The sequence below is a fragment of the Kribbella sp. NPDC043289 genome, assembly GCF_056436705.1.
Genome location: NZ_JBWKCB010000007.1, coordinates 193,532 through 213,009, shown reverse-complemented (window position 1 = coordinate 213,009; position 19,478 = coordinate 193,532). Strand labels below are relative to the sequence as shown.

At 68.9% G+C, this 19,478-nt stretch carries 19 protein-coding genes and 1 riboswitch; of the genes, 14 read left to right on the top strand and 5 right to left on the bottom strand.

Annotated features, from left to right (window positions below):
• The first annotated feature begins 1 nt into the window (after position 1).
• On the top strand, positions 2-2,257 hold the full coding sequence (locus AC0662_RS34145; RefSeq protein ID WP_452201580.1) for an MMPL family transporter: 2,256 nt from the start codon (positions 2-4) through the stop codon (positions 2,255-2,257).
• A 14-nt stretch (positions 2,258-2,271) separates the two neighbouring features.
• Here the strand turns inward: AC0662_RS34145 and AC0662_RS34140 are convergent, their stop codons facing one another.
• The 3 genes from AC0662_RS34140 to AC0662_RS34130 all read right to left on the bottom strand — a co-directional run bounded on the left by AC0662_RS34140 (position 2,272) and on the right by AC0662_RS34130 (position 4,587).
• On the bottom strand, positions 2,272-3,150 hold the full coding sequence (locus AC0662_RS34140) for a 5-aminoimidazole-4-carboxamide ribonucleotide transformylase (protein ID WP_478305825.1): 879 nt from the start codon (positions 3,148-3,150) through the stop codon (positions 2,272-2,274).
• A gap of 18 nt (positions 3,151-3,168) precedes the next feature.
• A riboswitch (ZMP/ZTP riboswitch) is annotated at positions 3,169-3,245 on the bottom strand.
• Between the two features lie 4 nt (positions 3,246-3,249).
• Complete coding sequence (locus AC0662_RS34135) at positions 3,250-3,969, bottom strand: class I SAM-dependent methyltransferase (protein WP_478305823.1); 720 nt, start codon at positions 3,967-3,969, stop codon at positions 3,250-3,252.
• 93 nt (positions 3,970-4,062) lie between these two features.
• Positions 4,063-4,587 (bottom strand): CHAP domain-containing protein, encoded by a 525-nt coding sequence (locus tag AC0662_RS34130; protein WP_452201577.1) that lies wholly within the window; start codon positions 4,585-4,587, stop codon positions 4,063-4,065.
• Positions 4,588-4,995: 408 nt separating this feature from the next.
• Between AC0662_RS34130 and AC0662_RS34125 the strand changes: the two genes are divergently transcribed.
• The 5 genes from AC0662_RS34125 to serA all read left to right on the top strand — a co-directional run bounded on the left by AC0662_RS34125 (position 4,996) and on the right by serA (position 11,503).
• Complete coding sequence (locus AC0662_RS34125) at positions 4,996-6,747, top strand: acetolactate synthase large subunit (protein WP_452201575.1); 1,752 nt, start codon at positions 4,996-4,998, stop codon at positions 6,745-6,747.
• Complete coding sequence (gene ilvN, locus AC0662_RS34120; RefSeq protein WP_452201573.1) at positions 6,747-7,403, top strand: acetolactate synthase small subunit; 657 nt, start codon at positions 6,747-6,749, stop codon at positions 7,401-7,403. The genes AC0662_RS34125 and ilvN overlap by 1 nt, the downstream gene beginning before the upstream one ends.
• A 27-nt stretch (positions 7,404-7,430) precedes the next feature.
• Positions 7,431-8,450 (top strand): ketol-acid reductoisomerase, encoded by a 1,020-nt coding sequence (ilvC, locus tag AC0662_RS34115; protein ID WP_452201660.1) that lies wholly within the window; start codon positions 7,431-7,433, stop codon positions 8,448-8,450.
• Positions 8,451-8,575: 125 nt separating this feature from the next.
• A complete protein-coding gene (locus tag AC0662_RS34110; protein WP_452201571.1) occupies positions 8,576-9,763 on the top strand; it encodes a trypsin-like peptidase domain-containing protein in 1,188 nt (395 codons plus the stop codon).
• A gap of 141 nt (positions 9,764-9,904) precedes the next feature.
• A complete protein-coding gene (serA, locus tag AC0662_RS34105; protein ID WP_452201569.1) occupies positions 9,905-11,503 on the top strand; it encodes a phosphoglycerate dehydrogenase in 1,599 nt (532 codons plus the stop codon).
• 111 nt (positions 11,504-11,614) lie between these two features.
• Here the strand turns inward: serA and AC0662_RS34100 are convergent, their stop codons facing one another.
• Positions 11,615-12,181, bottom strand: coding sequence for an O-methyltransferase (locus AC0662_RS34100; protein ID WP_452201567.1), 567 nt, complete (start codon positions 12,179-12,181; stop codon positions 11,615-11,617).
• Between the two features lie 298 nt (positions 12,182-12,479).
• Here AC0662_RS34100 and AC0662_RS34095 point away from each other — a divergent pair, with 298 nt between their 5' ends.
• The 5 genes from AC0662_RS34095 (at position 12,480) to AC0662_RS34075 (ending at position 17,255) form a co-directional block, all read left to right on the top strand.
• The gene (locus AC0662_RS34095) at positions 12,480-13,529 is read left to right on the top strand and encodes a 3-isopropylmalate dehydrogenase (protein ID WP_452201565.1); all 1,050 of its coding nucleotides are present in this window, start codon (positions 12,480-12,482) and stop codon (positions 13,527-13,529) included.
• 46 nt (positions 13,530-13,575) lie between these two features.
• Positions 13,576-14,664, top strand: a complete 1,089-nt coding sequence (locus AC0662_RS34090) for a branched-chain amino acid aminotransferase (RefSeq protein WP_478305819.1) — start codon at positions 13,576-13,578, stop codon at positions 14,662-14,664.
• 141 nt (positions 14,665-14,805) lie between these two features.
• Positions 14,806-15,204 (top strand): hypothetical protein, encoded by a 399-nt coding sequence (locus AC0662_RS34085; RefSeq protein ID WP_478305817.1) that lies wholly within the window; start codon positions 14,806-14,808, stop codon positions 15,202-15,204.
• A gap of 228 nt (positions 15,205-15,432) precedes the next feature.
• A complete protein-coding gene (cimA, locus tag AC0662_RS34080; protein ID WP_452201559.1) occupies positions 15,433-17,022 on the top strand; it encodes a citramalate synthase in 1,590 nt (529 codons plus the stop codon).
• Entirely contained in the window at positions 17,019-17,255 is a 237-nt protein-coding gene (locus tag AC0662_RS34075) for a hypothetical protein (protein WP_452201557.1), read from the top strand. The genes cimA and AC0662_RS34075 overlap by 4 nt, the downstream gene beginning before the upstream one ends.
• Here AC0662_RS34075 and AC0662_RS34070 read toward each other — a convergent pair.
• Complete coding sequence (locus AC0662_RS34070; protein WP_452201555.1) at positions 17,248-17,496, bottom strand: response regulator transcription factor; 249 nt, start codon at positions 17,494-17,496, stop codon at positions 17,248-17,250. The genes AC0662_RS34075 and AC0662_RS34070 overlap by 8 nt on opposite strands.
• On the opposite strand from AC0662_RS34070, the gene AC0662_RS34065 reads away from it, so the two are divergent.
• Genes AC0662_RS34065 through AC0662_RS34055 form a run of 3 tightly spaced genes read left to right on the top strand, consistent with a single transcriptional unit; the run spans position 17,483 to position 19,473 of the window.
• On the top strand, positions 17,483-17,656 hold the full coding sequence (locus AC0662_RS34065) for a hypothetical protein (protein ID WP_452201553.1): 174 nt from the start codon (positions 17,483-17,485) through the stop codon (positions 17,654-17,656). The genes AC0662_RS34070 and AC0662_RS34065 overlap by 14 nt on opposite strands.
• Positions 17,657-17,704: 48 nt before the next feature.
• Positions 17,705-18,148, top strand: a complete 444-nt coding sequence (locus AC0662_RS34060; protein ID WP_478305814.1) for a MarR family winged helix-turn-helix transcriptional regulator — start codon at positions 17,705-17,707, stop codon at positions 18,146-18,148.
• Positions 18,145-19,473 (top strand): MFS transporter, encoded by a 1,329-nt coding sequence (locus AC0662_RS34055; protein ID WP_478305812.1) that lies wholly within the window; start codon positions 18,145-18,147, stop codon positions 19,471-19,473. The genes AC0662_RS34060 and AC0662_RS34055 overlap by 4 nt, the downstream gene beginning before the upstream one ends.
• Positions 19,474-19,478: the final 5 nt, after the last annotated feature.

The following is a 19,478-nucleotide window of genomic DNA, read 5'->3' as shown; positions in this document are numbered from 1 at the left end:
TATGCACGCATTTCTGCACCGGCTCGGTCGCGGCGCGGCACATTTCCACTGGTTCGTGATCGCCGGCTGGGTGGTGATCGTCGTCGGGCTGTTCGTGCTCAAGTCGGCGTTCGGCGGCACCTATGTCAACAACTACACGGTTCCCGGCAGTCAGTCATCCGCTGGTTTGAACATCCTGAACAAGGACTTCACCACCGCCGGCGGGTACTCGGGCTCGATCGTGTTCCATGCGAAGACCGGCACTGTCGCCCAGCAGTCGGCCGCGGTCCAGCAGTCGATGACGGCGTTCGGCAAGCTGCCCGACGTCGTCAGCGCGGTGGATCCGCTCGCGACCTCGCAGACGGCGTACATCTCCAAGGACGGCACGATCGTCAACGCCCCAGTCTCGTTCTCGGTGGTCCCGGCGTCCCTCGACAAGACGTACGTCGACAAGATGGACGCGGCCGTCCAACCGGCCCGCGCGGCCGGGCTCCAGGTCGAGTACGGCGGTGGCGCCGGCCAGATCGGGAAGCAGGCCAACGACCTCCCGTCGGAGGCGATCGGTCTGGGGCTTGCATTGGTGCTGCTGTTCCTGATGTTCCGCTCGATCGTCGCGTCCGCGCTCCCGCTGGTGTCGGCGGTGTTCAGCGTTGGCGGCGGGTTGGCGATCCTCGGTCTGCTCGCGGCGGCCAAGGAGTTCCCGACATCTGCCCCGACTGTCGCGACCCTGCTCGGTCTGGGCGTCGCGATCGACTACGGGCTCTTCCTGGTGTCCCGCCATCGTGAGCAACTCGACGACGGGATGGACGTCGAGGAGTCGGTGGGTCGCGCGGAGTCGACGTCCGGCGCGGCCATCCTGGTCGCCGGCGGGACGGTCGTGATCGCGATCCTCGGGCTGTACGTGTCCGGCGTACCGTTCGTGGGCGCGCTCGGGCTGTCGGCGGCGATCGTCGTTGCCGTGACGGTGCTGGCCGCGCTCACCCTGATCCCGGCGATGCTCGGACTCTCGAAGCTGCTGATCCTGAACCGCAAGGACCGCAAGCACCTCGCCGAAGAACGCGACGTCGAGGACGAACTGCCGGACGAGGCCGCGATCGCCGAACACCGCGCGGAGGAACAGGAACGCCGCGATGCCAAGCACGAGCAGAGCGCGTTCGCCCGCTGGGGCCGCCGGGTCAGCGCCCGGCCGTGGCCGTACGGCATCGCCGCCACGCTCGTCCTGCTGGTGCTGGCGATCCCGCTGTTCTCGATGAACCTCGGCCAGCTCGACGCCGGCACCGATCCCGCCCAGGACTCCAGCCGGAAGGCATACGACCTGGTCGCGCAAGGATTCGGTCCGGGCGCCAACGGTCCGCTGACGGTCGTCGTCCAGCTGCAGTCGGTGAGCCCGAGCGACCGGCAGTCGGTGCTCAACGGGCTCGCGTCGACGCTGCAGAAGGAGGCGGGCGTCGCGGCCGTCCAGACGCCGAGTACGAACAGCGCGGGGACGACCGCGATCATCAACGTCATCCCGACCACGTCGCCGTCTGCGGCCGCGACCCAGGACCTGGTGAACCGGATCCGCGACGACGTATTGCCGAGCCAGAAGGAACCGACGTACGTCGTCGGCACCACGGCCGGGTACGTCGACTTCACCGAGAAGGTCGGCAGCCGGATGATCTGGCTGATCGGCGCGGTGGTGCTACTCGCGTTCCTGCTGCTCACGGTCGCGTTCCGCTCGCTGCTGATCGGGGTGAAGGCGGCGATCCTCAACCTGTTGTCGGTAGGAGCCGCGTACGGCGTGATCGTCGCGGTCTTCCAGTGGGGCTGGGGATCCTCGCTGGTCGGGATCGACGAGAAGGTCCCGATCCCGTCGTTCGTGCCGATGCTGATGTTCGCGATCGTCTTCGGGCTGTCGATGGACTACGAGGTGTTCCTACTGTCCCGGGTGCACGAGGCGTGGATCGCGACCAAGGACAGCCACCGCGCGGTGGCGATCGGGATCGGCGCGACCGCGCGGGTGATCACCACCGCGGCCGCGATCATGGTCGTGGTCTTCCTGAGCTTCGTGCTGGACGACGACCCGACGGTGAAGATGCTGGCGGTCGGTATGGCCGTGGCCGTACTGATCGACGCCAGCATCGTCCGGATGATCCTGGTCCCGTCGGTGATGACGCTGCTCGGCCCGCGCGCCTGGTGGCTGCCGCGCTGGCTTGACCGCATCGTCCCCGACATCCAGCTCGAAGGCGGCGAACCACCGGCACCTCCAGCACGGCAGAAGGTCGGCTCCGCTTCCTGAAGCAGTGCCTGAGATCAGTGCCGGAACAGGCGTACGCCGGTCGCGGACCACCGGATCCCGCGCTCGGCGCACGCGGCCGCGACCTCGTCGGACCGGATCGACCCACCAGGCTCGGCGATGTGCGTGACGCCGTACCGATGCGCCTCGTCGACGTTGTCGCTGAACGGCAGGGCGCCGTCGGACACCATCGTCACGCCGGTGAGTGGTTCGTCGGACTGGCGTGACCACCAGAGCGCGGCCTTCTCACCGGCCAGCCGCGTGCAGTCCACGCGCGACTGCTGACCGGCGCCGATACCGATCGCCATCGCGTCCTTCACCATCACCACGGTGTTCGATTGGGTGTACCGGGCAACGATCATCCCGAGCACGGCGTCGTCCGGCAGATCACTCGGCAGCGGCAGCTCATCGCGCTCCTGCGTCAGCCGCACGCCGAAGATCTCCCGTACTTCCTCAGCCGGTGGCTCGAACTCCGCGTCGACCTCCAGCACCAGATAGGTCCCGCGCTTCTTCGCCGCCAGGATCTCGAGCACGCCCTCGTCGTACCCGGGCGCGATGATCCCGTCCGACACGACCCGCTTCAGCACACCGGCCAGCTCCAGGTCGACCGGGTGCGAGACCGCCACGAAGTCGCCGTACGACGACTTCGGATCGGCGTCCCGAGCTCTCCCGTACGCCTCCGCGACGCTCGCGCCGAGCGCCGCGCCAGCTGGAGAGACGTGCTTGTACGACGCCGCCGCGGGCCTCCCGAACTGTCGCGCGGCCTCCCGCACCAGCTGCCAGCCGGTCAGGGCGTCGAGGATGTTGATGTACGACGGTTCGCCGGACAGCACCGTGAACGGCGGGTGCTCCAGGGTGGCCGCTTGATGAGGGTTCATGCCGTACCGCAGACGCATCGGGACCTCCGAGTCGATCGGAGGCGCCCAGGCGGACGACGCCTTGTGTACTTCGCTCCCCGGTGGTGACCCACCCTCGCCAGTCGCGGTACCGCCAGCCTACTTCGTGGCGCGGACGACCAGCAGCCGCGAGTCCTCGGCGAGCGACTCGCCGTGCCATCCACCGTCGATGGTCACGTCGGCGAAACCAGCGGTCCGGAGATCGGCCAGCAGTTCGTCGGTCGACCGGAAGTACAGGACGTTGCGATAGACCGCGTCGTGCCCGTCCGGGAACACGTTGTGCGCGTCGAACACCACGCGCCCGTCGGCGATCTCGATCAGCTCGAGCCACTCCTTCAAATGCCCGACCGCGGTGTCGCGTTCGCCGTACGTCGCCTCGCTCGTCCACTGCTCCCACGCACGCGCCGCCGGGTTGCGCGACTCGAACGCGAACATCCCACCGGGACGCAACGCGGCGGCGATCGCGTTCACCGACGCCTCGTGTTCCGCGACGTGCATCATCGTGTTGCCGGCGCTCACCACGAGATCGACATCGCCCGTCGGCTGCACCGCGTGATGGTCCCCGTGCACCCAGGTGACGCCGTCGGCGCCTGCTTGCCGGCGCGCATACCCGAGCATCGTCGTACTCGGGTCGATGCCGATCACCACCCTCCCCGGCGCGACCAGCGAGCGCGTCAGCAGGCCGGTCCCGCAGCCGAAGTCCAGCACCTTGCGGGTCCCGTCCGCGAGCGCCTGGTAGTAGGCGTGGTCCTCGCCGGCCGGGTTGTCCAGGTCGTACAGATGCACCAGTTGTTCGTCGCCGTACGGATCGATGGTCACGCCCTGCATGCTAGGGAGCCACTGCACGGTGGACCAATCGAATATGGGAGCCGGTGCGGGGGACGAGCGCCGCACCGGCTCGATCAGGGGTTTCTAGGTGGCGGAGACCCAGCCGTAGATGTCGGCGGGGCGGCCGGCGTCGGCGGCGTGCTTCGGGTCGAAGGGGCCGTGTTTGCTGACCTGGTTGTTCGAGTTGCCCTCGACCGTGGTGATCTTCCCGTCGGTGCCGACGGCAACGACCACGCCGGTGTGGACGCTGGTGTCGGTGTTGTCGGGGCCCGTGCCGTAGAGGACGATGTCGCCGGGCTTCAGGCCGGTGGAGCCGTCGTGGGTGCGGCCCTTGCCCTGGCCCCAGGTGTAGATGTCACCGGTGAAGCCGTAGTTGGGGATGTCGATGCCGGCCTGCCGCCAGGTCCAGGTGGCGAAGTGCGCGCACCAGGACTCGCAGGGACCGTACGGGTTGCAGTTGCTGCCGGGCGGCGTTTCCTGCTGGCCGATTTCGCCGTTGGCCGCGTTCACGATCGTCGTCCGGGTGTCGGCCGCGGACGCCGTCAGCGAGAACGAGCCGAACAGTGCGATCAGCACGGACGCCACGAGCAGTCGTATCGAGAGGCGCATGTGTCACTCCGATCTGGAGAGGGGGCGGTAAAAACCTTGCGGTCTCACCAGATCAGTATGTGACTAACCAACTTCACAGAGCCATCACAGCGTCATTAAGTTACCGACTCGCCATTCCTAAGACAGGTGTCTCAGGAAATGAGACACCGTCGCGCTGAACTTGACCCGGTCGCGGTGTGTCGGCGAATGTTGCCACATGCGATCGATTCTCCTCGTACTTGTGCGGCGCGCCGACTGACGCGACCACTGAGTCGAGCGCGCCCCTTCAGCCAACCCGGCGGAAGGGGTTTTTTGTTGCCAATGCGACTATCCGCGACCCGGAAGCGCAGCGACAACGGCCACAAGCGAGGATGGATCGGTCGCGAAAAGCCAAACAGCCACAGCGTGACAGGACTAGGGAAGGCACTCATGAGTGAGCAGCTGACCGGGGCACAGGCTCTGATCCGTGCACTGGAACATGCCGGAGTCGACACCGTCTTCGGCATCCCGGGTGGCGCGATCCTCCCGGCGTACGACCCGATGCTCGACTCGACCCAGATCCGCCACATCCTGGTACGTCACGAGCAGGGCGCCGGTCACGCCGCCCAGGGGTACGCCGCCGCGTCGGGCAAGGTCGGCGTGTGTATGGCGACCTCCGGACCGGGCGCGACCAACCTGGTGACGCCGATCGCCGACGCGTACATGGACTCGGTGCCGATGGTCGCCATCACCGGTCAGGTGGCCGGTGCCGCGATCGGCACGGACGCCTTCCAGGAGGCGGACATCCGCGGCATCACGATGCCGATCACCAAGCACAACTTCCTGGTGACCGACCCGAACGACATCGCCACCACGATCGCCGAGGCGTTCCACATCGCCTCCACCGGCCGGCCAGGCCCGGTGCTGGTCGACGTGACCAAGGACGCGATGCAGACCCAGGGCGTCGACTTCCAGTGGCCGACCGAGCTCGCGCTGCCCGGCTACCGGCCGGTGACCCGTCCGCACCCCAAGCAGGTGCGTGAGGCGGCCCGGCTGATCGCCGCGGCCGAGAAGCCGGTGCTGTACGTCGGCGGCGGCGTGATCCGTGCCCAGGCCAGCGCCGAGCTGAAGGAGCTCGCCGAGCTGCTCGGGATCCCCGTGGTCACCACGCTGATGGCCCGCGGCGCGCTGCCGGACACCCACGAGCTGCACTTCGGGATGCCCGGTATGCACGGCTCGGTGTCCGCGGTCGGCGCACTGCAGCGCTCCGATCTGCTGATCACGCTGGGCGCCCGGTTCGACGACCGGGTGACCGGCAAGCTCGACTCGTTCGCGCCCGATGCGAAGGTCATCCACGCCGACATCGACCCGGCCGAGATCGGCAAGAACCGCGCCGCCGACGTGCCGATCGTGGGTGACTGCAAGGAGGTCATCACCGACCTGCTGGCCGCGCTGCGCGCCGAGATCGCGAGCGCCGGCCGCACCCCGTCGTACGAGGCCTGGCGCAAGCAGCTCGAGGGCGTGCGCGCCCGGTACCCGCTCGGGTACGACGAGCCGGAGGACGGCACGCTGTCGCCGCAGCACGTGATCCAGCGGATCGGTGAGATCGCCGGCCCGGACGCCGTGTACACCGCGGGCGTCGGCCAGCACCAGATGTGGTCCGCGCACTTCCTGCCGTTCGAGAAGCCCGGTCACTGGCTGAACTCCGGCGGCCTCGGCACCATGGGGTACGCCGTGCCGGCCGCGATGGGCGCCAAGGTCGCGCGGCCGGACAAGACCGTGTGGGCGATCGACGGCGACGGCTGCTTCCAGATGACCAACCAGGAGCTCGTCACCTGCGCGCTGGAAGGCATCCCGATCAAGGTCGCGGTGATCAACAACCAGTCGCTGGGCATGGTCCGGCAGTGGCAGACGCTGTTCTACGACAAGCGTTACTCCAACACCGACCTGCACTCGGCCCGGATCCCGGACTTCGCCAAGCTGGCCGAGGCGATGGGCGGTGTCGGGCTGCGCTGCTCCGACAAGGACTCGATCGACGCCACCATCGAGAAGGCGATGGCGGTCACCGACGCGCCGGTCGTCGTCGACTTCGTCGTGCACCGCGACGCGATGGTGTGGCCGATGGTCGCCGCCGGCGTCAGCAACGACGAGATCCAGATCGCCCGCGACATGGCCCCGACGTGGGAAGGCGAGGAACTCTGATGACGAAGCACACGCTGTCGATCCTGGTCGAGAACAAGCACGGTGTGCTGGCCCGGGTGGCCGCACTGATCTCGCGCCGCGGGTTCAACATCGACTCGCTCGCGGTCGGTCCGACCGAGCACCCCGAGGTGTCCCGGATGACCATCGCGGTCAGCGTGGACGAGCAGCCACTGGAGCAGATCACCAAGCAGCTCAACAAGCTGGTGAACGTGATCAAGATCGTCGAGCTCGAGCCCACGCAGACGGTTCAGCGCGAACTGCTGCTGGTGAAGGTGAAGGCGGACACCCTGACCCGCGGGCAGGTGCTGGAGACCGTCCAGCTGTTCCGTGCGAAGGTGGTCGACGTGGCACCCGACGCGATCACGATCGAGGCGACCGGTAATCCCGAGAAGCTCGAGGCCATGCTCCGGGTGCTGGAACCCTTCGGCGTCCGCGAGCTGGTGCAGTCCGGCATGGTGGCGATCGGCCGGGGCAGCCGCTCCATCTCCGACCGCACGCTGCGGCCGGTCGCGGTGCCGCCGCCGCACGTCCAGTCGGGGCCTCCGACGGTGCAGGCGCGACCCGCCGACCGTGCGCCGCACCCTGCCCCTCCGCACCACCCGGTGCCGGGGCCGCCCCCGGGCCGCACCGCCGCCGCCGTACCGAATCAACACTAAGGAGAAGTGCCGCAAGTGGCAGCTGAAATGTTCTACGACGACAACGCCGATCTGTCGGTGATCCAGGGCCGCCACGTGGCCGTCCTCGGCTACGGCTCCCAGGGCCACGCCCACGCGCTCTCGCTGCGCGACTCCGGCGTCGACGTCCGGGTCGGTCTGCCGGAAGGCTCGAAGAGCCGGGCGAAGGCCGAGGCCCAGGGCCTGCGGGTGCTCACTCCGGCCGAGGCCTGCGAGGAGGCCGACGTGATCGTCGTCCTCGCTCCGGACCCGGCACAGCGCAAGCTGTACAAGGAGGCCATCGAGCCGAACCTGGTCGACGGCGACGCGCTGGTCTTCGGTCACGGCTTCAACATCCGGTTCGGCTACATCAAGCCGCCGGCGGGTGTCGACGTGTTCATGGTCGCCCCGAAGGGCCCGGGTCACCTGGTCCGTCGCGAGTACTCCGAGGGTCGCGGCGTACCGGTGCTGGTCGCGGTCGAGCAGGACGCCACCGGCAAGGCGTGGGATCTGGCGCTCGCGTACGCGAAGGGCATCGGCGGTCTGCGGGCCGGCGGGATCAAGACCACCTTCACCGAGGAGACCGAGACCGACCTGTTCGGTGAGCAGGCCGTCCTCTGTGGTGGCGTGTCGGCGCTGATCCAGGCCGGCTTCGAGACGCTGACCGAGGCCGGGTACCAGCCCGAGGTCGCGTACTTCGAGTGCCTGCACGAGCTGAAGCTGATCGTCGACCTGATCTACGAAGGCGGCATCGCCAAGCAGCGCTGGTCCGTGTCCGACACCGCCGAGTACGGCGATTACGTGTCCGGCCCGCGGATCATCGACGCGTCGGTGAAGGCCCGGATGAAGGAGGTCCTCGGTGACATCACCGACGGCACCTTCGCGGCCCGCTTCATCGCCGACCAGGACGCCGGCGCGCCGGAGTTCGCGGAGTTCCGCAAGCAGAGCGAGTCGCACCCGATCGAGGCCGTCGGCAAGGAGCTGCGGGGCCTGATGGCGTGGGTGAAGTCGCACGACGAGGACTACGTCGAGGGCTCCGCCGCCCGCTGACGTACGACGCAGAAGGCCCGGACCGTCCAGGTGGATGGTCCGGGCCCTTTTGTTTGACACAATGTGTGACGGTTTGCGGTCTGGACAGGTGCTGTATGGGTGATGTTCGGGGGAGGTGACCGGCGGTGGAGGACGGCAGGAACGCGCTGCCGCGGCCGCCTCGGCGGGTTCCGGCGGGCGCCGGCTCGCTGACCCAGCTGGAGGCCGCCCCGAGCCGTCGTCCGGACGGACCGGCGCCGCGGCGGCCGTGGATCTTCGGCCGGATCCTGGCCGGCTTCGTCGCGCTGCTGGTGATCGTCGCGGGTGGTGCCGGCGCGGGCTGGTTCGTCCGCGCGCAGACCGTCCGGATCGACACCGCCGAGGTCCTGAAGTCGGTCGGCCCGGCCACGGTCCGGGTGCTTGCGACGAGCTGCGCGGGGACGGGCGAGGCTTCCGGCGTACTGATCGACAACGGGCGGGTGCTGACCGCGACGTCCGCGGTCAAGCTGCCGCGGGCGGTCGTGATTGTGATGCCGGACGGCCGGATCCGGCGGGCCAACCTGCTCGGCACCAGCACGGACGGTGTCGCCGTCCTGCAGTCGATCGGCGTCAACGGCACCGCGGTCCAGCTGGCGCCCGCCGCTCCGGACCCGAAGGCCGAGCGAGCGCTCGTCGGCTACACCTCGGCCGGTAAGCAGGTCATCAACCCGATCGGTTCCGCCCACGACCCGACGGCGCTGAGCTCCGTCATGAACGCGGCCAAGCTCGGCGGCCCGGTCGTGGACAAGTCCGGCAACGTCGTCGGACTGGTCGTCGGCGACACGGTGCAGGACAGCTCGATCGTCGGCCTCGACAAACTCCGCGGGTACGTCGCCCCGGCGCCGACCGGCATCACCGTCGCACCCGGTGGGACGTGCCCACAGTCGCGCGGTCCGCAGACGGCGATCGCCCCGCAGTTGCAGGTCGCCCGTACGCAGTTGGCCGTCGAGGTGCGAAGCCTGCTCGGTAACTACCTGACCCTGGAGAACCAGCAGGACTTCGGTGGTCTGCAGTCGCTGTACTCCGAGAAGCTGAAGAAGTCGCTCACCGAGGCGCGGGACCGGCGGAGCCACGTGACGTCGTACTTCTTCGATCCCAGGCTCACCGATGTGAGTCCCGACGGCTCGTACGCGCGGATGTCGTACAACGTCCTGTTCGCGTCCGACGCCGACGGCTCCGCGGGCCGGACCTGCAGCCGGATGGACGTGCGGTACCAACTGGTCCGCGAGGACGGCAAGCTGGTGATCGACAGCGCCAGCCCGACGTCGGCCGCTGTCAGTTGCGAGAACGCCTAATCAGACCGGATGAGCGGAGAGTGACCGGCATGCGGGTCCCGGGCATCCGTGGTCGCGCGGACGGGGTACCATCGATCCAGCGGGCACAGCGCGGTGCTCTGTTCATCATGAGCCCCTACCGCTTCTGCAGGAGATTCCTCCATGACTGACGTAACCCGGCCCGTCGTCCTGATCGCCGAAGAGCTCAGCCCGGCCACCGTCGAGGCCCTCGGTCCCGACTTCGAGATCCGCCACGCCAACGGCGCCGACCGCGCCGAGCTGATCCCCGCGATCGCCGACGTCGACGCCATCCTGATCCGCAGCGCCACCAAGGTGGACGCCGAGGCGCTGGCCGCCGCGAAGAAGCTGAAGGTCGTCGCCCGCGCCGGCGTCGGCCTCGACAACGTGGACGTGAAGGCCGCCACCCAGGCCGGTGTGATGGTCGTGAACGCCCCGACCTCCAACATCACCAGCGCCGCCGAGCTCGCGGTCGCGTTGCTGCTGGCGTCCGCGCGCCGGGTCCCGGCCGCGAACGAGTCGCTGAAGAAGGGCGAGTGGAAGCGCAGCAAGTACTCGGGTGTCGAGCTGTTCGAGAAGACCGTCGGCATCGTCGGCCTCGGCAAGATCGGCGTCCTGGTCGCGCAGCGGCTGGCCGCCTTCGGCATGAACGTGATCGCCTACGACCCCTACGTGCAGGCCGGCCGGGCCGCGCAGATGGGTGTCCGGCTCGCCACCCTGGACGAGCTGCTCGCAAGCAGTGACTTCATCTCGGTGCACCTGCCGAAGACTCCGGAGACCATCGGCCTGATCGGTGACGAGCAGCTGCACAAGGTCAAGCCCGAGGTCATCATCGTGAACGCGGCCCGCGGCGGCATCGTCGACGAGCAGGCGCTGTACAGCGCGCTCAAGGAAGGCCGCGTGGCCGGCGCCGGTCTGGACGTGTTCGCGTCCGAGCCGTGCACCGACTCGCCGCTGTTCGAGTTCGAGAACGTCGTCGTCACGCCGCACCTCGGCGCCTCCACCGAGGAAGCCCAGGAGAAGGCCGGTATCGCGGTCGCCAAGTCGGTGCGCCTGGCGCTGTCGGGCGAGCTCGTCCCGGACGCGGTGAACGTCCAGGGCGGTGTGATCGCCGAGGACGTCCGCCCGGGCATCGCGCTGACCGAGAAGCTCGGCCGGATCTTCACCGCGCTGGCCGGTGGCGTCGCGCAGCAGCTCGACGTCGAGGTCCGTGGCGAGATCACGCAGTACGACGTGAAGGTGCTCGAGCTCGCCTCGCTCAAGGGGGTGTTCGCGGATGTCGTCGAGGACAACGTCTCGTACGTGAACGCGCCGCTGCTGGCGGCCGAGCGGGGCCTCGAGGTCCGGCTCGTCACCGACCACGACAGCCCGGAGCACCGCAACCTGATCACCCTGCGCGGCACGCTGGCCGACGGCGCCCAGGTGTCGGTGTCCGGCACGCTGGTCGGCGTCCGGCAGTCGGAGCGGCTGGTCGAGATCGACGGGTTCGACGTCGAGATCGAGCTCGCGGCGCACCTGGCGTTCCTCACCTACGAGGACCGTCCGGGCGCGGTCGGCCAGATCGGCCGGATCCTTGGCGACGCCGACGTGAACATCGCCGGCATGCAGGTCAGCCGGGACCGCAAGGGCGGCAAGGCGCTGGTCGCGCTGTCGGTCGACTCCGCGATCGCCCCGACCGTGCTCGACGACATCACCGAGGCGGTCCAGGCCGCGACGGCTCGTACGGTGGACCTCGAAGCCTGATTCAGGCGAACGACTGATTTACTGAAGGCAGTCAGCCGCCCGCAGGCGCATGGCGGCTGACCAGGGCCCGAGCTCCATAGCTCGGGCCCGCTTCAGTTCCAGCAGCAGTTTCTAGCGCCGAGTCGCGAGCAGTACGGCGGCGTCCGCGGCGACCATCACCTCGACGGTGGTGAACCGCGGGTCCATCAGCCACTCCTGGCGCAGCGTGTCGACGCGGCCCTCGTACATCGGCGGCCAGACCGCGGACGGCGTGAAGTCGTCGAGCACCACGAAGCCGCCGGGCTCGACCACGTCCGCGATCACGTCGCGGGCGGACAGCTTCGCCTCGCGCGCGTCCACGAACAGCAGCGCGAACGGGCCGCGCTCGATCAGTGCGGTCCAGTCGGCCGAGACGACCTCGATCCGCTCGTCGGCGGCGAACAGCTCACCGACCGCCTTCGCGAGCTGCGGATCGCTCTCCGCCGTGACGATGTTCGTCCCGTCGCCGGCGCCGCTGCGCAACCACGCGGATCCGACGCCGCAGCCGGTACCGAGCTCGCCGAGCAGGCCGGTCCTCGAGGCCGCGAGGGTGGCGAGCAACCGACCGGTCTCGTTCCTGGTGGAGCTGACGAATCCGCGCCGGCCGGACAGGCTGAGGGCCGCCGAGACCAGCGGCGGCAGTTCTGGAGGAGCACTCACGGGCTGAGAGTCGCACAGTTCCGGTCCAGCACCAGCACTGAGATCTCACATCTCGGGACAACCTGCCCGCATAGTGGTGAAATAGTCGGACGTGCGAGTAAATTCGTGCGCACCCTGCCACCCACGCCATATTGGGGAGGAGCAGCATGTACGACATGTATCCAGCCAACTGGCCCGCGATCGACGCGCGCGAACGGAAGGCGACCCGCCGTCGCCGTACCACGCGCCCGGCCGGTGATCAGGTCAAGGCTGTCCAAGAGGCCATGAACCGCCGTGACAATGGGGGAGAACCCAAGAAGTGAGCGATCACAAGAACTTCACGCTGGCCGTCGTCCCCGGTGACGGGATCGGACCCGAGGTCACCGCCGAGGCCCTCAAGGTCCTCGACGCGGTCGCCGCGCAGTACGGCGTGACGTTCGAGCGGACCGAGTACGACCTCGGCGCGAAGCGCTGGCACGCCACCGGTGAGACGCTGCCGGACGCCGAGCTGGAGGAGATCCGCAAGCACGACGCGATCCTGCTCGGCGCGGTCGGGGACCCGAGCGTCCCGTCCGGCGTCCTCGAGCGCGGTCTGCTGCTCAAGCTCCGGTTCACCCTCGACCACTACGTGAACCTGCGGCCCTCGAAGATCTACCCGTCCGTCGGCTCCCCGCTGGCGAACCCGGGCGAGGTCGACTTCGTCGTCGTGCGCGAAGGCACCGAGGGCCCGTACGTCGGCAACGGCGGCGCCCTGCGCGTCGGGACGCCGGCCGAGATCGCCACCGAGGTGTCGGTCAACACGGCGTACGGCGTCGAGCGGGTCGTCCGGGACGCGTTCGCGCGGGCCCAGGCGCGGCCGCGCAAGAAGCTCACGCTGGTACACAAGAACAACGTCCTGGTGCACGCCGGCCACCTGTGGAAGCGCACCGTCGACAAGGTCGCCGAGGAGTTCCCGGAGATCACCGTCGACTACCTGCACGTCGACGCGGCGACGATCTTCATGGTCACCGACCCGGCGCGCTTCGACGTGATCGTCACCGACAACCTGTTCGGCGACATCATCACCGACCTGGCGGCCGCGATCAGCGGTGGCATCGGGCTGGCCGCGAGCGGCAACATCAACCCGGACCGGACCGCGCCGAGCATGTTCGAGCCGGTGCACGGCTCCGCGCCGGACATCGCCGGCCAGCAGAAGGCCGACCCGACCGCGGCGATCCTGTCCACGTCGCTGCTCTGCGACCACCTCGGGCTGACCGAGGCCGCGCGGGCGATCGAGGCGGCTGTCGAGGCGGATATCGAGGAGCGTACTGGTGCTGCCCGCAGTACCGGCGAGATCGGCGACGCGATCGCCAAGCGCGCGGCCGGGTGAAGGGCGACTCTCGCATGACCACTTGGCCAAGAGGTACGGTGCGGACATGAGCGCCGATCTGTCTTTCACCGTTGAGCCAACCACCCATCCGGCCAGCGACGACCAGCGCGCCCAGACCCTGGCGAACCCGGGGTTCGGGCAGTACTTCTCCGACCACATGGCGATCGCCACCTGGACGGCCGAGAAGGGCTGGCACGACCCGCGGATCACCGCCTTCGGACCGCTGGAGCTGTCTCCGGCGACCGCGGTGTTCCACTACGCCCAGACGATCTTCGAGGGGATGAAGGCCTACCGGCATCCCGACGACTCGATCCATCTGTTCCGCCCCGAGGCGAACGCGGCCCGGTTCCAGCGGTCCGCGCAGCGGCTCGCGCTGCCGCAGCTGCCGACCGACGCCTTCCTCGACTCGCTGTACAAGCTGGTCGAGATCGACAAGGCCTGGGTCCCGGGCGGTGGCGAGACCTCGCTGTACCTGCGTCCGTTCATGTTCGGCTCGGACCCGTTCCTCGGCGTCCGCCCGTCCAGCCACGTCACGTACTGCGTGATCGCCTCGCCCGCCGGCTCGTACTTCTCCGGCGGTGTGAAGCCGGTGCGGATCTGGCTCAGCGAGGAGTACACGCGGGCGGCGCCCGGCGGCACCGGAGCGGCGAAGACCGGCGGTAACTACGCCTCCTCGCTGCTCGCGCAGGCCGAGGCGATCGAGCAGGGGTGCGACCAGGTCGCCTTCCTCGACGCGGTCGAGAAGAAGTGGGTCGAAGAGCTCGGCGGGATGAATCTGTACTTCGTCCTCGACGACAACACCGTGGTGACGCCGGAGCTGTCCGGCACGATCCTCGAGGGCGTCACCCGGGACTCGATCCTGAAGCTGGTCACCGACCTCGGGCACCACGTCGCCGAGCGCAAGATCTCGATCGACGAGTGGCGCGAGGGCGCGGCCTCCGGCAAGGTGCGCGAGGTCTTCGCCTGCGGCACCGCCGCGGTCGTGACCCCGGTCGCGTCGCTGAAGGGCAAGGACGGCGAGATCCAGATCGGCGACGGCAACGGCGGCCCGGTCACCGCGGCCGTCCGCAGCGCCTTGCTGGACATCCAGTACGGCCGCGCCGCCGACCCGCACGGCTGGATGACCAAGATCTGAACCGCTCCTGATGTCGTGTGCGCGGCCTCCCCGGGGATGCCGTTCGACACTTCTCGAGCGTCGTTTCACAGGATCTTTTCAGGTCTGGGGGTTGGACCGGTGGTCGCTGTCCGCGGGCCGGGTTCGATAGGGTCGGGCGCCATGAGCAGCTTCCCGGACGACGTCGAGGCCCACTACGCGGAGCTCGCCGAGCGCCGCGGCTGGCCGGCCGAGACCGTCGCCGCGATCCGGTCCACCGTCGAACTGATCCGCGACCTGGACCGCGGCACCGCCCCACGCACGTACGGCGCCGTCGCCGACGACCACGGGACCGACTGGCTGTACGAGGCGGTCTGGCACGAGCGCGAGTGGGTCGTCATCCGGCAACTCGGCGTCGGCGAGGACGGTGAGACCACGCGGTACTGGTGGCAGCGCCTCGAGGACGACGAGGGCATCCTCACCGACCAGGCCCTCGACCGCGAGGAATGGGGCCTCCGGCCCCTCACCCGCGAGGACTTCTACACCGCCTGGGACGACCCGGGCTGGTCCCTCACCGCCTGACGGGACTGGAGCGGGCGCTGCAGTACTGGTCGGCGTACTGAATGTTCGTGATGCGAGACGGCGCCGTTACCGAGCGGTGATTCTGTGGCAGACTGCGAAACGTCATGAAGCACTATCGGGTGATTATTCGCTAGGCGCGCTCAGCAAGCTGTACCTGAGCGCGCAGACCTCTCGCACCTTGCGGGGGGTTTTTTGTTTGCCCGACAGACCCCTTCCGGAAGGCCGACCATGAGCATCTCGGACGATTTCCACGTCTACGACACCACCTTGCGCGACGGCGCGCAGCAGGAGGGTCTGGCGCTGTCCGTGGCCGACAAGATCGCGATCGCGCAGTACCTGGACGATCTGGGGGTCGGGTTCATCGAGGGCGGTTGGCCGGGCGCGGTGCCGAAGGACACCGAGTTCTTCGAGCGGGCGAAGACCGAGCTGCACCTGCGGAACGCCACGTTCGCCGCGTTCGGCGCGACCTGCAAGCCGGGGAACGGTGCCGCCGACGACCCGCAGGTGGCCGCGCTGCGGGACTCCGGCGCGGACGTCGTCACACTCGTTGCCAAGAGCCACGATGCACACGTCGAGCGGGCGCTCCGGACGACCCTCGACGAGAACCTGCGGATGGTCGCCGACACGGTCCGGCACCTGCGGGAGAACGGTCAGCGGGTGTTCCTCGACACCGAGCACTTCTTCGACGGCTACCGCGCGAACCGGGCGTACGCGCTCGAGGTAGTACGGGTCGCCGCCGAGGCAGGCGCCGATGTCGTGGCCCTCTGCGACACCAACGGCGGGACGCTGCCGAGGGAGCTCCAGGAGGTGGTCCGGGACGTACTGGAATCCACCGGGGCCAGGCTCGGCATCCACTGCCACAACGACGCCGGCTGCGCGGTGGCGAACTCGATCGCCGCTGTCGAAGCCGGCGTCACGCACGTCCAGGGCACGATCAACGGGTACGGCGAACGCACGGGCAACGCCGACCTGCTGGCGATCGTCGCGAACCTGGAGCTGAAGCGCGCGCTGCAGGTGCTCCCGGAAGGCAAGCTCGCGGAGTCGTTCCGGATCGCCCACGCGATCGCCGAGGTGACGAACGTGCCGCCGTCGAACCGGGCGCCGTACGTCGGTCTGTCCGCGTTCGCGCACAAGGCCGGTCTGCACGCCAGCGCGATCAAGGTGGACCCGGATCTCTACCAGCACACGGATCCGGCGCGGGTCGGCAACGACATGCGGATGCTGGTGTCGGAGATGGCCGGCCGGGCGAGTGTCGAGCTGAAGGGCCGCGAGCTCGGGTTCGACCTCGGGAACGACCGGGATCTGGTCAGCCGGGTGACCGATCGGGTGAAGGAGATGGAGAGCCGCGGGTACACGTTCGAGGCAGCCGACGCGTCGTTCTCGCTGCTGCTGACCGAAGAGGTGACCGGGCAGCGGGCGTCGTTCTTCGACGTCGAGTCCTGGCGGGTGATCACCGAGTCGCGTGCCGACGGCGAGGCGGTGTCCGAGTCGACCGTGAAGCTGGTCGCCGGCGGTGAGCGGGAGATCGTCACGGGCGAGGGCAACGGTCCGGTCAACGCGCTCGACCACGCGCTGCGGACCGCGATCGAGCGGGCGTACCCGGTGGTGAACAAGTTCGAGCTGGTGGACTACAAGGTCCGCATCCTCGACCAGGGACACGGCACGGACGCGGTGATCAGAGTTCTCATCGAGACCGCCGACGGCGAGGGGTCGTGGGTGACGGTCGGCGTTGGGCACAACATCGTCGAGGCGTCCTGGGAAGCGCTGGTCGACGGCATGACATTCGGTCTGCTGCGTCACAAGGAGGTCGTCCGATGAGCCTGCTCGCCGTCCAGCGAACGGTGACCGTCTTCACCGCGCGCGTGGTGGAGGTGGAGGGGATGCTGGCCCGCATCGCCGTGCTGCTGAACCCGTACGACGTCCGCGAACTTGCCCTGTCCCTGGACGCCGGCGAGCTCCGGGTCGTCGTCGAGGGCAACGGTTTCGACGCCGGGCGGGTGGCCGCGCGGCTCGCGAAGGTGATCGGCGTCCTCGAGGTGACGATCAGCTGAGCCCCGCGTAGTGCGCGAGGATCGCGGCCTGGACGCGGTTGGTGAGCTGCAGTTTGGCCAGGATCCGGCTGACGTGGCTCTTCACAGTCGCCTCGCTCAGGTACAGCCGCTCGGCGATCGCGCTGTTGGCGAGTCCGTCACCGACCGCGGCGAGTACCTCGCGCTCCTTGTCGGTCAGCACCTGAAGCCGCAGTACGGCGTCCTCGCGCCGCGGATCGGCCGCACCGGTGAAGCGGCGCAACAGCCGCCGGGTACGGCATCCGGATGTCTATCAGGACGACGTCCGGCCGATGCAGGCGGACCTCGTCGACGGCCTGGCGCCCGTCCTCCGCCTCGCCGACGGCCTCGATGTCGTCGGGCGTTGCATCCTCCCGACCCTCAAGCGCCGCCGCACGCGCTAATGACAGTCTGAACTGATCAGTCTGGACTGATGAGTTATGGTGGGCGGTATGGAGATCTCAGCGTCCGCGATGCGTGCGGCGAGTGAGGTGCGGGTTGTGTTCGGGCGGGTCAAGCGGCAGTTGAAGGCGCTTGCGGACATCGACGACCTGACGCCGTCGCAGTCCTCGGTGCTCAGCCGGCTGGACAAGGACGGACCGGCGTCGGCCAGCGTGCTCGCCGGCGCCGAGCGGGTGCGGCCGCAGTCGATGGCGGCGATTATCGCGGCCCTGCGCGCGGCCGATCTGATCGAGCGGCATCCCGATCCGGAGGACGGCCGGCGGCAGGTCGTGTCGCTGACCTCCAAGGGCCGGCGCCGCCTGCAGGGCGACCGCAAGGTGCGGCAGGAGTGGCTGGCGCAGACCTTGCAGGACCACTGCACCGAGGCCGAGCGGCAGACCATCATCCGGGCGCTGGCGTTGCTCGATCACGCCGTCGAGGCGGCCGGGCGTTGACGGAGCAGCGCTTCGACCGGCGCCTGATCGCGCCGATGATCGTCGGTTCGTCGCTGAACCCGATCAACTCGTCGATGCTCGCGGTCGCGCTGATCCCGATCGGCGCCGCGTTCGGCGTACCGCCGTCGGAGACCGCGTGGCTGGTGACCGGCCTGTACCTCGCGACCTCGGTCGGTCAGCCGGTGATGGGCCGGCTCGTCGACCTGTTCGGTCCGCGACCGCTCTACCTGATCTCGACCGCGCTCGTCGGCGTCGCCGGTCTGCTCGGCGCGCTGGCCCCGAACCTCGGCGTACTGATCCTCTCCCGCGTCCTCCTCGGTCTCGGTACGTCGGCGGCGTACCCGGCCTCGATGTCCTTGATCCGCAGCGAGGCCGACCGCACCGGGATGGAGACACCCGCGGTCATCCTGAGCAGCTTGTCGATCGCGAACCAGGTGATCGCGGTGATCGGCCCGACGCTCGGCGGCCTGCTGATCGGGCTCGGCGGCTGGCATCTGATCTTCACGATCAACGTCCCGCTGTCGGTGATCTGTGTGGTCCTCGGCGCGCTCTGGCTCCCGCGGACACCGCGCTCCCGCGTCGCCGGGCAGATCGACTTCGCCGGCATCGCGCTGTTCGCGTCGACGCTGGTGTCGGCGATGCTGTTCCTGATGAACCCGCAGGTCTCGCGGTGGTATCTGGTGGTGCTCGCGCTGGGTCTCGGGGTGACGTTCGTGATCACCCAGTTGCGGATCGTTGCCCCGTTCATCGATCTGCGGGTGCTCGGTGGCAATCGGCCGCTGATGCTGACGTACGCGCGCCAGGTGCTCGCGTTCGTCGGCGCGTACTCGTTCCTCTACGGCTTCACCCAATGGCTCGAGGAATCACGCGGCCTGAACGCGTCCTCGGCCGGTCTGCTCCTGCTGCCGCTGTCCCTGGCCGCGGTCCTGTTCACCGCGCTCACCGGTCGCAGCCCGCGGATCCGCGGCAAGCTGATGGCCGGTTGCGTCTTCCTGATCCTGGCCGCGGCCGCACAGCTGCTGGTCGGCCCGAGTACGCCGATCTGGATCCTGGCCGTGGTCGGCGTGATCGCGGGCATCCCGCAGGGCCTGAACAACCTGGCCAACCAGACGGCCCTGTACCAGCAGGCCGATCCGGCCCGGATCGGCTCGTCCGCGGGCCTGCTGCGCACTTGCGTGTACGTCGGTGCGCTGATCTCCGCGGCGGCCAACGCGCACTTCTTCCAGCACGGCGCGACCACGGCCGGACTGCACGACATGGCGATCTTCCTGCTCGTCGTGTCCGGTCTGCTCGCGCTGGTCACGTTCCTGAAACTCCCTGAATAGAGAGG